The following is a 13,204-nucleotide window of genomic DNA, read 5'->3' as shown; positions in this document are numbered from 1 at the left end:
GCAAATTTGTATCACAAATTTGCGTATCCTGCCAAACCAATATAGACTGTTTCGGTTCGCATTTGCAACCCGTCACTGGATGCATACCCAGAGCGTGGAGGCGAGCCGGCGTATTGGGAAAAGTCTTATCTCGCCATCACGCCACCATGTCGTGTGAACACACGATAGTTCGATGTAGCAAGAAAGTATTACGCTATGACATAGGCATAGCCTGCTTTCACATTCTGTGGACAAGTGTCCACATCTTACCGTCGTGAGCCATGCCCGATCGGTGGGTGCCCACGATGGGGCAGATTGTCCACATCGCAGGGTCAAAAACGACAGGCTGGACGAAACGCAAAGACGAACTATAATGGTTCATATTCTGCGATATCTGGCGGAGCTGACGATGTCCCTGATTTATGCAGTGGTAAGCAACAAGGGTGGCGCTGGGAAGACGACCTTGGCGACACTTCTGGCCGGGGAGTATGCGCTTGACGGGCAGCGTGTCCTGATGGTCGATGCCGATGGCCGCCAGAATCTCGCCGGCTGGTGGAAGCTGTGTCACGCCAAAGGCAACGTTCCTGGCAATATCGAGGTTACCATCGCGGCCACCCACAAGGCGGTTGCTGAGACCATAGATCGATACCGCGATGCCGTTGATGTGATCCTGGTTGACGCCGCAGGGGTCGACAGTGTGCTGCAGACGACAATCATCCGATCCTCCGACGTGGTGTTGTCGCCGGTCCAGCCAGGCATCAAGGAGATCGAGGCAGCAGGGCAGACGGTCGCCGAGGTCAATGACATCAACGACCGCTATGGGCTGTCTGTCATCCACATGAACGTTCGCACCCGAATTACCCTGCCTGGCCGAAGCCTTGCAGCCTACCGCTTCATTCGTCCTTTCGTCGCTGGCCTCATCGAGGCGAACTATCAGACCATGCTGCTGCAGACGGAGCTGTTCGAGCGCAACGTCTACCGTGACATCCAGAACGGTCTTGGCACGCTGCAGATGCAGGAACTGACCGAAAGCGTGCGCAAGGCGCGCCTTGAGGTAAAGGCCCTGGTTGAGGAGATCGAGCTGCGGCGGGTGGCGGCATCAGATGAGGTGGCAGCGTGAGCAAGGACACAATCGACATTGAGCAGTTCTCGCTTGCACCGCGTCGCAGGTGCGACAGCGGCATGACTTTGTCGGACACCAATAAAAGCTCCGGATCGACCGGGAATGACGGTGCACCACCAGGAACGCCGAAGGCTGCCGCAACATTGCCGCGTCTATCCGAAGAGGAGCGGCGCGGCCGGGCTGCAAAACGTGGCAGCGAACAGCAGGAGGCTGCACGGCGGCTGAAGAACCTGAAGCGGGCAAAGGACCGGGCAGTCCGCTTCTACGTCAACGTGCCGCTGGAGCAGGCGGTGAAGGAGAGGTTGATGCGGGCGGCCCATGAGAACGACGTGAAGATGACCGTGATCCTGCAGGCGGCAATCGACATCTATCTGCAAGACAATGGCTATTGAGAGACAGCATCGAAGGCTGCCGGTCGATCCGGCGCGCTTCGATCTGCAACGGGCAAAGCCGCCTCAGAACGGCGGCTCCGGCTCGATGCGGCCGTCGAGTTCGGCCCAGATGACTTCGCGTTCGGCAAGCGCCAGTTGGAGTTCGGCTTCGATCGCCTTGCGCTCCAGAAGCGTTTCGGCATTGCGGGCCTCGGCGCGCAGTTCTTCGATGTGCTGGTCGATGGTCATCGTCGTCTCCGTGACTGATGTGACAGATGACGGCGGCAGGCAGGGCGGGGAGAGCCAGGTCAAGGCGCGCATGCGACCGGCAGAGCCGGCGTGCGGAGGAACCAGTTTTGTCGCAGCGTAGTGCAGCGAAGCGGAGAGAAAATCGGAGGGGCCGTGCGGCCTTGAGCTGGCTTTACCCACCCGGCACACTGGCCCGGTCTGAGCTGACAGTTTTAGCTCTCGTGTGGCACCAGTTTTTCCCTTGCGTCCGGGTGCCAAGAGTGCTGCCGTGACGAGATGCCGCCGCTGCCGCGGCAAGGCTAGGGTTGGGATGGCCATCCGCATGCGTTGGGCATGACAGTGATCAAAGCAGTGTGAGGCAAATCAACGAAGCCGTTGTGAGGGAAAAGACGCTTCCAGAGTTTGTGATGGCAACGGCAAAGCACCAGGCAGCCAATCGGCGCGATGCGACGAGCAAGATCGCCGCCGCCAGGAGAGCGACGTTCATGGCGGCAATGCGCTGAGCGGCGCGCTCAACAAGTGACGGGCGAAAGCCCCGCCCGGATCTGGGCGGGGCCTCATTGCGTGGCCTATCTGCGGGCGCTGCGCGACCAGATGAGCTGCAGTCCTTCCTGGCCCTGGACTTCGGCCAGCGTCGCGTAGATCGGTGCTGCAAACGAGGGGTCATCGAGCTTGACCGAGATGTAGTCGCAGGTCGGCGTGGCGCTTTGCCTGGAGCCAGATTGGACAAAACCGACGTGCCGCGAAGCCTGACGAATTGTCTTCAGCGTGCGGTATGACGAGATTGACGACGTCCTTGAAGGCCGGCAGTTGATGGACAGGCGCTACAGCGCATCCTAACGGTGTATCGATCCTCAGCCCACAAACCCGCACTTCTTGCCGCTAGCAGAAGACAGCGTTGCGCACCATTTTCGGTGTCATGCCCGGTCGTTTCAGATTTATGAAACTCAGTGGCGTCAGTGGCTCGCGCTCACTCCTGACTGGCTATGGCTGTGGTCTTTGCTTCTGCCTGTACGCGGGTTTCGGTTTGCTTGGCTGCCGAGACAAGACGACGTTGCGCGCGAATGGCGTGCCATTGCTGGTCGATCAGGACACCAATCAGGATGACCCCGCCCATGACGGCAAAATTCAATGACGACGGGATGCCGAGGAGGTTCACCAGGTTTTGCAATTCCTGGAGGAGGATCGTGCCGAGCACTACCCCAATGATGGATCCCTCGCCGCCACGGAGTGAAAAACCACCTAGCACCGCCGCTGCGATCGCATAGAGTTCATAGAATTGACCATGGCTGGCCGGTGAGATCGAGCGCGTGTACATGGCGAAGTAGATGGCGGACAGGGCGGTGAGCAAACCGCAGATGACGTAGGCCGCCATGATCATCCGGCCGGTCCGGATGCCGGAGTAGCGGGCAGCTTCCTCGTTTTTCCCGATTGCATAGAGGTAACGACCAAACACCGACCGGTGTAGCACCACCCACATCACAACGGCGATGACGACAAGCGCAATGAAGGTGTTTGGCACGCCGTAGAACCGACCGGCCGTGAGGAATTCAAGTTCAGGGAAATTCTGGCCGAACGCAAATCCCGCTGTTCCGTCGGCGGTGTAGAAGCGCGCGGCACCGCGGTAGATCAGAAGACCGCAGAGTGTGACGACGAAGGGCTGCAGGTTCAACCGGGTGATGAGCCAGCCATGAATCGCCCCGATGACTGCCCCGAGCGCCAGGATGAGCGGAAGGGCGAGGGTCGGGGACATGTCCTGTACAGCGATGAAATCGATGAACAGCACACCGAGGAGCGCCACCAGCGACCCCACGGAGAGTTCGATGCCGCCGGTGATGATCACGAAGGCCTGACCAATCGACAGGATGCCGAAAAGCCCGATGAGATTTGATGTATTCGCAAGATTGATGGGTAGCAGGAAGCGTGGATTTATGATCGCGACGACGATGCCCACGACGATGATCAGCAGCAGAAGTCCGAGGTCTTTTTTTGTCATCGCGTTTCCGTTCCGATGCCTGTTCCGTAGGTCGCGGCCCTATTTTAGCCGTTTGCCGACGGCAAGCAAAAGCACGCTTTCCTGGCTTATCTCCTGATCGTCCAGTATGCCGGCGATCTGGCCCTCGTGCATGACGGCGATCCGGTCGGAGACGCCGATCACCTCTTCCATGTCGCTCGATATCATCAGGATCGCGACGCCGGTGTCCGCAAGTGCTCGCATCAGGCCATAGATTTCGTTCTTGGCGCCAATATCGATGCCGCGTGTAGGCTCGTCAAAAATCATGACCTTCGGGCTCATCGACAGCCATTTGGCGAGAACAACCTTCTGCTGGTTGCCGCCGGACAGAGTGCCTGTCCGCGCCGAAACGGAGGGCGCCTTGATGCCGAGGCGGGCACGCTGCTTTTCGGCCGCGGTCCTTTCTCGGTCGGTGGAAACCATGAAGTTCGTGGCAAGGGCGGGGAGATTGGCGAGCGTTATGTTTGCTGCGATCGGGAGGTCGAGAAGGATCCCGTTGCGTTTGCGATCCTCGGGCACCAGGAAGATACCGTTTTCAACGGCGTCTCGCGCGCTGTTGATGGCGATTTGCTTGTCATCCTGCAAGACCGCTCCGCCATAGCTTCGGTCAATGCCGAATAGCACTCGCGCCAGTTCGGTGCGGCCCGATCCGACGAGCCCTGCAAGCCCGAGAATTTCGCCGTAGCGTATTTCGAGATCGACGGGCCGGCCAGGATAGGCGCCAGTCCGAACCATGCTTGCCTTTAACGCGACCGAGCCAGGCGATCGCCTTGGCTTTGCCGTTCGTGCCGCCAGGACGCGGCCGATCATCAGCTTGACCATCTGGTCATGACCAATATCTGCTCTGGCAAGTGTGCCGACCAGCATGCCATCGCGCAGCACGATCACCCGGTCAGCGACGCGCTCGACTTCGTGAAGTCGGTGCGAAATGAAGATGACGCTGATGCCATCCGCCTTGAGCAGATTAATAATGCTCAAGAGACGCTCGGTTTCGGCCAGAGGGAGGCTCGAGGTCGGTTCGTCGAAAATAACAAGTCTGGCGTTGATGGAGAGCGCCTTGGCAATCTCGACCATCTGCTGTTCGGCAAGTGAAAGGGAAGCGACCGGTGTATCGGGCGTGAAATGCGCCCCTACCCGCTTCAGAAGCGGCTTGACCATGTCCCTCAACCGGTTCCGGTCAACGAGCCTGAAGGGACCTGCCTTGAGTGGTTCACGACCGAGGAAGACATTGGCAGCGACGTCGAGATTCTCGAACAGATTGAGTTCCTGATGCACGAAGGCGATGCCCGAGGCAATGCTCGTTTCGACGCTGAGCGAATGCCGTTCGACCCCGTCGAGCAGCATTGTACCCCGATCGGGTGCGATCACACCCCCGAGGATCTTCATCAGGGTCGACTTCCCCGCACCGTTCTCGCCGACGAGGCCGATGACCTCGCCGGGGAAAATGTCGATCGACAGTCCGTCGAGAGCGACCACACCCGGATAGGTTTTTCCGATGCCGGAAAGGGTGAGAAACGGCTTCTCCGGAAGTGGTGGTGGTATGTCGTGGTTGTTTGCGGACCGGTCCATGCTGCTATGCCACTGGCTTGGGACATCGTTCGCGGCAGCGATTTCGCATCGCTGCCGCGAAGGAGATCTACTTTCCTGCCATGGCCTTCAGGTTAGCGGCATAAGCATCGACGTCGTCCTTCCCGACGATCACGGTCGGAATGATGATGAGCTTGTTCTCCGGTATCCCTGACTTGTCGCCCTTGAGGTAGGAGGCCATCAGCTTCATGCCTTGGTAGGCCCACTCGAACGGCTGCTGCACGACAGTCGCGGCGACCGTACCTTCCTTGACGCCCCCAAGTGTGATCGGGTCGTCGTCAAAGCCAACGACAGTGATCTGGCCAAGTTTGCCCGCATCACGCAGGGCCTCGTAAATCCTAGGCGTGTTATACGAGTAGAAGCCGACCATGCAGGTGACGTCGGGGCTCGCAACAAGAGCATCCTCGACATTCTTCTTTGCGCGGGTTTGATCGATATCGTCACCGCGCACGTCGGTCAGCTCAATCTTTGTTCCTTTCAAGCCGTCCTTCATGCCCTGGATGCGCTCCTTGGCGTTGTCAGCTCCAAGAAGGCCCACGAAACCGATGCACTTGCCGCCGTCCGGCATCGCCTTCTTGGCAATCTCGGCCGCCTGCTTGCCGGCGTCGATATTGGAAGAGCCGATATAGGCAACGCGATTGGTTTGCGGTGCGTCGCTGTCTGTGGTGAACAGCGCGGTCTGCGAGCCGATCTTGTTCAGCCCATCAGTCGAGGTCTTTGGATCCACGGCAGAAACCATGATCCCCTTGACGCCCGCACTGACAAGATCGTCCATCAGGCGCTGCTGCACGGCAACGGATGCCTGCTCAGGATATTTCAGTTCCATCGTGTAATCAGGCATTTCCGCCTGCGCCTTCTTGACGCCTGCCTCGGCTGCCTTCCAGAAATCGGAGGCGCCGTTGACCACGAAGGCAAGCGTAGGCTTGTCGGCAGCATGGGATGACGTGACCGACGCGACGCTCAGCATCAGTCCTGCAATGAACAGGGCAGCATTAGTCTTCATAGGCTTCATAGTACACCTCCCGAGGGGGCCACCGGTGCGTGTGCCCGTTTTGCGACTGGCGGCCGGATGCATGCGCCTCCTCCAAGGCGTCGCGAGCGCGACCAATGCATCGTTCCGGTCGTCCTTGCTGACGGTATACGAGTTTCTTGATTAGTAAATAGTAATATTAATTGGATTTTCAGATTTCTTCAAAGCGATCAAAGCGTTCGTACAGCCCACCGCCCGACCTGTCCAAAATGGTCGTCGCTGCCTCCAAATCCGCCAATTGTGCTTCCCGCCGCCCGTTTCCTTGTCTGCCGAGGACCACCGAGGATTCGCTCTGTCACCTCTCTGTGGCATTCCGTCGCTGCCGTTTGCAAATGCTCGCGGGCGCGCCAATTGCTGAATTCCAAAGCCGCGCCAAGCGCGCTTTAAGACGACGGATCGAGGATGTCAGATCAAGCCATAGTCGACTGCTTTAGTATCCACGAGGCAGTCCAGTTCCTGAGACACATGTCCCATCAGACGAGAATGCGAATCCTGTGCGCGCTCGCAGGCGGAGAGCGCAGCGTTGGGGAATTGCAGGACGCGCTCGACATGCCTCAGGCTGCAGTATCTCAGCAATTGGCGAAGCTGCGATCGGGAGGCATCGTTACGGAACGACGGACGGGACGCCAGGTCTACTACCGGGTTCTGCATTCCGAGACGATCGACCTGCTTTATGTGCTCTCAGGCATGTTTCCTTCTCGTGACGAATAGGTAGTCCAGGGCGTCCCGACTGGCCGGCCGCGCGCCTGCCGGTTTGTCGGTCGTCCCGATCCTGTGTCTCGAGGTCGGTTTTGTTCCGTTGTCTTGTTGGTCCAATCAGGTCCCTGGTCTTCCTTTTGATCCTTGCAGCAAGGCACCGGCATCAGGTCACCGGACGGCACGATGGACGCCTCGCTGCATCTGCGATGGCGCAACTGCATCAATCTTCATCACCTTCGCGATCGCGCCTATAAAACAGGCGGCATGCGCATTTGGGATAATGCCGACCGTTTTCCGGCAGGCGCAACATCGCACATTTCGACTACCGGAAACCCGTAATGGGCTTTCCAGACGTCTCCGGAGCCCTTTGAGAGCCGGTTGGCACGAAGAATGCATGGCGAAATCAGGTGTAATGTCAGGAGGGAAAAATGACCCCTTTGATTACCGATATCGTCAGCGCCACTGGAAAGCTTGAAGCAGCAATTCTGGATATTACCGATGCAGGCCCGGCCACCATTGATCGCTCGAAGTCAATGAGAGCCAAGGCAAAACTTCTTCCACAGGTGCTGGTGAAGCATTATCCGGAACTCTCATGGATCGAGCGGGAGTTGCGGGGCGTTTTCGAAGCCTGCTCGGACGCGATCGACCGCAAGACGGTCAATCCCGTGGTGGCAAGGGCGGCAATATCCATTGCGGAAGAATACCGCCAGGTCATCGGCGCCATGAAAGACACGAGGGCGTTGTCGCGTCGCCTGTCATAGCCGTGTCCAGATGAGGGAGACGCAGATCACCTTTAAGGTGCAACCTCGCATATGCACCGTATCCCCGGTTTGCGTCAGCACGCCGTTGAAGGTTTTCCGACTCTCGGGCTCGACAATGCTTCCGGTGAAGTTGCCGTTACTGCCGCGGAAGGACCCGATCCGCTTGCCAGCGTTGTTTCCGGTTTTCATCGTGATGCAGTAACCTTGGGCGCATTCGTCAATGGCGGCGGTGGTACCGACTTGTGTCTTCCAGGTTCCGACGACAGGCTCTTGAGCCAAAACACTGGAGGCCACAAGCGTCAGCGACGCCGTGATCAAACCCAGCCGTTTCATGGTTCGCTCCCTCTCTGATGACCAGCTAGGGCCGCTTCCGGCCTAAGGCGGTGGAGTATACGCTTTCAGGGCGCTCTGCTCCAGCGTTCCTTGGCCTGGTGTCTCCATCTGCCCGGGACAGGGTCCCGGGCCGACCATCCTTCACTTACGCTTCCAGCCACTTTACCTGTTCGGGGGTAAGCTTGATGTCGAGCGCCGAGAGGCTGTCCTCAAGCTCGGCGATGGTCCGTGGCCCGATCAGCGGAATGACCGGAAAAGGCTGCGCGATCACATAGGCAAGCGCGATGTGGATCGGGCTGCGGCCCAGCCTGATTGCCAGCTCTATGGCCCTGTCGCGGCGTTCGAAATTCCGGTCCGAGTACCAGCACCGCACGATCTCCTCGTCGTCATGCTTGTCACGTCCGGCACGGTCGGTGAAGAAGCCGCGTCCCTGGCTGGACCAGGCGAAATTCGGTATCTGCTTCTGCTTGAGCCACGTCTTCCAGTCGTCGTCGGAGGCTGCCACGCATCCAGCCCAGATCGGGTCGAGCATTTCTGCGAGCGAGAAGTTGTTCGAGAGCGCAGCCGGCGCCGTCTTGCCGGTCCTGGCAGCATAGGCTGCTGCTTCATCCATACGCTCGCGCGTCCAATTCGAACCGCCGAACAGGCCACGAATACGGCCTCGGCGCACCTCGGCATCCATCGCATCAACAAACTCTCCGACCGGAACGTCGACATTGTCCCGATGCATGAAATAGATGTCGACGTAGTCGGTCTTGAGCCGGTTCAGCGACTGGTCGAGCTGCTTGGCGATGATATCGGGATAGCAGAGCGGAGAATGGGCGCCCTTGCCGATCAGCACGATCTCCTCGCGCGGGACCTGCCGGCTGGTATGCCAGTCTCCGAAGATGCTTTCCGTCTTGCCACCGCCGTAGACGAAGGCCGTGTCGAACACGTTGCCTCCTGCCTCGTAGAACGCATCAAGGGTCAGCGACGCGGCGGCGAAGTTCGGGAAGAATTCGAAGCCGAGAGTCACGACCGACGCAGGTTTTGCGAGGCCAGGGATCTGGCGGCGCGGGACGGCATTGCCTGGTCGCACGGGTGCCCCCGCAAGGTTCGTCTTCCGGCGATCTGCCCGCTCGATCGCATATTCCAGGCCAATGGAGGAACGCCATTGGTCGAGGACGCGCAGATTGCCGACCGAGTCGGCCCAACCCATGCCCGGAGAGCGGAATTCCGTCTCACCGGCGCGGATGGCATCGCCGGCTGCGTCGACCTCGAAGGAATAAAGCCAACGATCCTCCTTGACTTCGATGGTCTGCAGCTCGTTGCCCTTGATGACGTCTATGTTGCCGATGCCACCCTTATGCCCTGAGGCAAACCAGAAGTCCTTGACCTCGATGCGTCCTTCCGACCCGATGATGCGCAGGGTATTGTCCTGCTGGGCCATGATCGAGCATGACACCTCGGCGATGATACCGTTTGGAAATTTCAGGACGGCCGAGGCCCATTCATCGACCCCGGACTGGCCAAGGTGGCCGACGCCGGAGACTTTTTCGGGCTCGAGGAACGCTTTACCTTCGGCTGCACCAGCGATCAATCGCGCCATGGAGACCGGGTAGCCGCCGACATCGAGAATGCCGCCGCCGGCCGTCTCGTTGGCAAAGAGCCGATGCTCGGGTCTGAACGTGCCCATGTTAAAGCCGAAGCTCGAGCGAATGATCCGCACAGTGCCGATGACACCGCTCTTGACCAATTCGACAATCTTGGCCGTCTGCGGGTGGACGCGATACATGAAGGCCTCGCCTGCAAAGACGCCGGCTTTCTTCGCTTCGTGATAAATTGCGTCGGCGTCGAATGCGGAAAGCGCAATCGGCTTTTCCACGAGGACATGCTTGCCTGATCGGATCGCCTTGATCGCCCATTCGGCATGGCCAGTATGAGGTGTGGCGATATAGATCGCGTCGATTTCCGGATCCGTCAGCAGCGCGTCGTAGCCCTTGACGATGCGGGCGCCGGGGAAGTTTTCGCCAAGCCCGGGCTTTTCCGGGGTGCGGGTGGCGATGGCGACGAGCTTTCCTGTGCGCGAATGCGCAATGCCGTCCGCAAACGTGCGCGCGATGGTGCCTGGGCCGATGATGCCCCAGCGGATCGGTTGGTCTGTGCTCATGGGAATTCCTTCTTCATTGCATAGTCTTGGGATGAATTCGGAGTCAGCGGAGGCGGTTGCCGGCGCTGTCGAACAGGAAGCTGTGCTTGGCGCTGAGACCGACCGTCAGGGTGTCTCGATTGCCAGCGGCGCGAGATTCGGGTCGCTCGATGATCATCTGTTCGCCCGCCGCCGTGGTCGCGTAGATGTAACTGGTGTTGCCAAGGTGTTCTGCGACGTCGATGGTGACGGTGAGATCCGCATTGCCCTGCCCTGCGTCAACGAAGTGTTCCGGCCGTACGCCGAGCGTTACCGACGCACCGGATTCCAGTGCACTTGTTACCGGCATGGTCAGCCGAACGTTTCTGTCGCCAGCAAGGGCAACCGTCGCGCCTGCAGCGTTCCGCTCCAGAATCTCGGCTTTCAAGAAGTTCATTTTGGGTGAGCCGACGAAGCCCGCCACGAACTGGTTGGCGGGGTCGTCATAGAGGTCGAGTGGTGCGCCGACCTGTTCGATGTTGCCGGCGCGCAGGACGACGATCTTGTCGGCAAGGGTCATCGCCTCCGTCTGGTCATGCGTCACATAGATCATCGTCGTGCCGAGCTGCTTGTGAAGGCGGGAGATCTCGACGCGCATCTGCACGCGTAGCTCGGCGTCGAGGTTCGACAACGGCTCGTCGAAGAGGAACACTTGTGGCTCGCGCACGATGGCCCGGCCGATCGCAACGCGCTGGCGTTGGCCGCCCGATAGCTGTTTTGGCCGCCGTTGCATCAGTTCGTTGATCTGCAGGATGTTCGCAGCGTGTTTGACCCGTTTTTCGGTATCCGCCTTCGGGTTGCCGTTCATGCGCAGCCCGAAGCTCAGGTTTTCCTCCACCGTCATATGTGGGTAAAGCGCATAGGATTGGAAAACCATCGCAATGCCGCGGTCGGCCGGCTCCACGTCATTGACGACCTTGCCGCCGATATTGATCTCGCCAGCCGATATGTCCTCGAGGCCAGCGATCATGCGAAGCAGTGTCGATTTCCCGCAACCAGATGGGCCGACGAAGACGACAAACTCGCCGTCCTTTACCTCAAGATTGGCGCCATGGATGATTTCCAGCGCGCCGAAGCGCTTCACGACATTTTTCAACGAAAGTTCAGACATCAGGCGTTTCCCGATTATTTGACTGCGCCGGCCGCAATGCCGGCGATGAAGTGGCGCTGCAGGAACACGAAGACGACTAGGATCGGCGCTGTCAGCAACATGGCGCCAGCCATGATCCCGCCCCAGGAGACCTTGGTCAGGCCGATCAGCGTTCCGAGCGCCACTGGTGCTGTCATCATCCCCGGTTTGGAGTTGATGAGCAGCGGCCAGAGGTAGTTGTTCCAGGAATGCAAGAAGAGGATGATGGCGAGCGCAGCCATCGTCGGCCTGGCGAGCGGCAATGCGATCCGGAGAAAGATCTGCCATTCCTTGACGCCTTCGACACGGGCAGCATCGAACAATTCGCCGGGCATCATCGAGAAGGCCTGGCGCATGAACAGCACGCCGAGCGAGTTAAAGAGCGGCGGCACGATCAACGCGATCCAGGTGTTGGCCAGCTTGAACTCGCGAGCCACCATGATGAATTGCGGGATGACGACGACGGCAAACGGCAGCGTGATGGTGCCCAGAATGATGCCGATGACGATCGAACGTCCGACGAAGCGGTAGCGGGCCAGCGCCCAGCCTGCCATCGAGGTGAGCAGTACCGATAGGAACGTATAGATTGCGGCAACACCGATGGAGATGAACATCGCGCGGATGAAGTTGGTATCAGCCTGCAGGTTCTTGAAGTTCTCGACAAAATTGGTCGAGGGCAAGAGCACGATCTCCGGGCTGAAGATGCCGAAGTCCGACATCGTCGAGAAGACGAACATCATCCACAACGGAAATAGCCAGATGATGGCAAGCGGCGTCAGGGCAGCGTGGAGGGCAATCTGCCGGAGCAGCAGCGATTGAGACTTCGATCTCACTTTGGCTCCCTTCCGATCCAGAGGTTGAGGAGCGAGATTGCGACTGCCAGCGCAGCCATCGTGTAGGCGACAGCCGAAGCGTAGCCGAAATTCAGCGAGCGGAAGCCTTCGCGATAAAGGAGAAGACCAAGCGTTTCCGTTCCACCCCCCGGGCCACCGCGATTGGTGATGAGGAACGGCTCCGTGAACAGCTGCATCGTGCCGATGACCGACAGGATGACACAGAAAAGGATGATCGGTTTCAGGAGCGGCAGGGTGATGTGGAAGAACTGCTGGGTCTTACTGACACGGTCCAGCGTTGCCGCCTCGTAGACGTCGTCTGGAATGGATTGCAAGCCGGCGAGAATAATGATCGCGTTATAGCCCGCCCAGCGCCATGTCACGGCGATGATGATCAGTGTCATGGCGGCGTTGGCATTATCGAACCAGGAAACGGCGGGAAGACCGACGAGAGTGATGATCTTGTTGACGATCCCGAAGTCGAAGCTGAACATCAGCCGGAAGACGGCTGAATAGGCTACTTCGCCAACGACGACGGGCGCGAAGAAGGCAAAGCGAAACAGCGGTCGCGCCTTCAAAAGCGGTGAGTTCAAGAGCACTGCCATGCCAGTTGCGATGGCGATCATGACAGGAACCTGGATGACCAGGATGATCAGCGTGTTGTAGAGCGCGTTGTAAAAGGCCGGATCGCCAATGAGACGACCCCAGTTAATGGAAAGACTGAATTTCCATGGATTGACGCGGGTGTTCTGAAACGACGTCAGAAATGAACTGATGATCGGCCATATCCAGAAGGTGGCAAACACCAGGAGATAGGGCGCAAGAAAAGCGTAGGCGTTCCGGTTCCGGATCGGCATTCTATTCTCCTCACAAACGAGACGAGCCATCCCTTGGGATGGAGGCCGGGCGTGTCGTCACGCCCGGCGCCA

At 59.0% G+C, this 13,204-nt stretch carries 14 protein-coding genes; 4 read left to right on the top strand and 10 right to left on the bottom strand.

Annotation, left to right across the window (positions count from 1 at the left end):
• Window positions 1-388: 388 nt before the first annotated feature.
• Window positions 389-1,099 carry a ParA family protein gene (locus FHT76_RS35365; protein WP_259186343.1) on the top strand — a complete coding sequence of 237 codons (711 nt, stop codon included), beginning with the start codon at window positions 389-391 and terminating at the stop codon, window positions 1,097-1,099.
• Window positions 1,096-1,494 (top strand): hypothetical protein, encoded by a 399-nt coding sequence (locus tag FHT76_RS35360; RefSeq protein WP_183758207.1) that lies wholly within the window; start codon window positions 1,096-1,098, stop codon window positions 1,492-1,494. The genes FHT76_RS35365 and FHT76_RS35360 overlap by 4 nt, the downstream gene beginning before the upstream one ends.
• A 63-nt stretch (window positions 1,495-1,557) precedes the next feature.
• On the opposite strand, the gene FHT76_RS35355 is transcribed toward FHT76_RS35360, so the two are convergent.
• The 5 genes from FHT76_RS35355 to FHT76_RS35335 form a co-directional block, all read right to left on the bottom strand.
• Window positions 1,558-1,722 (bottom strand): hypothetical protein, encoded by a 165-nt coding sequence (locus FHT76_RS35355; RefSeq protein WP_183758205.1) that lies wholly within the window; start codon window positions 1,720-1,722, stop codon window positions 1,558-1,560.
• Window positions 1,723-2,291: 569 nt separating this feature from the next.
• Window positions 2,292-2,480 (bottom strand): DUF736 family protein, encoded by a 189-nt coding sequence (locus tag FHT76_RS35350; protein WP_405049526.1) that lies wholly within the window; start codon window positions 2,478-2,480, stop codon window positions 2,292-2,294.
• Between the two features lie 212 nt (window positions 2,481-2,692).
• Window positions 2,693-3,718: an ABC transporter permease gene (locus FHT76_RS35345; RefSeq protein WP_183758200.1), complete on the bottom strand. Its 1,026-nt coding sequence runs from the start codon at window positions 3,716-3,718 to the stop codon at window positions 2,693-2,695.
• 39 nt (window positions 3,719-3,757) lie between these two features.
• On the bottom strand, window positions 3,758-5,305 hold the full coding sequence (locus FHT76_RS35340) for a sugar ABC transporter ATP-binding protein (RefSeq protein ID WP_183758198.1): 1,548 nt from the start codon (window positions 5,303-5,305) through the stop codon (window positions 3,758-3,760).
• Window positions 5,306-5,372: 67 nt separating this feature from the next.
• On the bottom strand, window positions 5,373-6,335 hold the full coding sequence (locus FHT76_RS35335; RefSeq protein ID WP_183758196.1) for a sugar-binding protein: 963 nt from the start codon (window positions 6,333-6,335) through the stop codon (window positions 5,373-5,375).
• A 420-nt stretch (window positions 6,336-6,755) separates the two neighbouring features.
• On the opposite strand from FHT76_RS35335, the gene FHT76_RS35330 reads away from it, so the two are divergent.
• Together FHT76_RS35330 and FHT76_RS35325 are read left to right on the top strand one after the other, a co-directional pair.
• On the top strand, window positions 6,756-7,064 hold the full coding sequence (locus FHT76_RS35330; protein ID WP_183758194.1) for a metalloregulator ArsR/SmtB family transcription factor: 309 nt from the start codon (window positions 6,756-6,758) through the stop codon (window positions 7,062-7,064).
• A gap of 416 nt (window positions 7,065-7,480) precedes the next feature.
• Complete coding sequence (locus FHT76_RS35325) at window positions 7,481-7,813, top strand: hypothetical protein (RefSeq protein WP_183758192.1); 333 nt, start codon at window positions 7,481-7,483, stop codon at window positions 7,811-7,813.
• Here FHT76_RS35325 and FHT76_RS35320 read toward each other — a convergent pair.
• The 5 genes from FHT76_RS35320 to FHT76_RS35300 all read right to left on the bottom strand — a co-directional run bounded on the left by FHT76_RS35320 (window position 7,808) and on the right by FHT76_RS35300 (window position 13,132).
• Complete coding sequence (locus FHT76_RS35320) at window positions 7,808-8,146, bottom strand: DUF2147 domain-containing protein (RefSeq protein WP_183758190.1); 339 nt, start codon at window positions 8,144-8,146, stop codon at window positions 7,808-7,810. The genes FHT76_RS35325 and FHT76_RS35320 overlap by 6 nt on opposite strands.
• 145 nt (window positions 8,147-8,291) lie before the next feature.
• Window positions 8,292-10,295, bottom strand: coding sequence for an aldo/keto reductase (locus tag FHT76_RS35315; RefSeq protein ID WP_183758188.1), 2,004 nt, complete (start codon window positions 10,293-10,295; stop codon window positions 8,292-8,294).
• 43 nt (window positions 10,296-10,338) lie between these two features.
• Window positions 10,339-11,424 (bottom strand): ABC transporter ATP-binding protein, encoded by a 1,086-nt coding sequence (locus tag FHT76_RS35310; RefSeq protein ID WP_183758186.1) that lies wholly within the window; start codon window positions 11,422-11,424, stop codon window positions 10,339-10,341.
• Between the two features lie 14 nt (window positions 11,425-11,438).
• On the bottom strand, window positions 11,439-12,275 hold the full coding sequence (locus FHT76_RS35305; RefSeq protein ID WP_183758184.1) for a carbohydrate ABC transporter permease: 837 nt from the start codon (window positions 12,273-12,275) through the stop codon (window positions 11,439-11,441).
• The gene (locus FHT76_RS35300; RefSeq protein ID WP_183758182.1) at window positions 12,272-13,132 is read right to left on the bottom strand and encodes a carbohydrate ABC transporter permease; all 861 of its coding nucleotides are present in this window, start codon (window positions 13,130-13,132) and stop codon (window positions 12,272-12,274) included. The genes FHT76_RS35305 and FHT76_RS35300 overlap by 4 nt, the downstream gene beginning before the upstream one ends.
• Between the last annotated feature and the right edge of the window lie 72 nt (window positions 13,133-13,204).

The organism is Rhizobium sp. BK176 (assembly GCF_024808055.1).
This window is presented reverse-complemented; position numbering and strand designations above follow the sequence as displayed.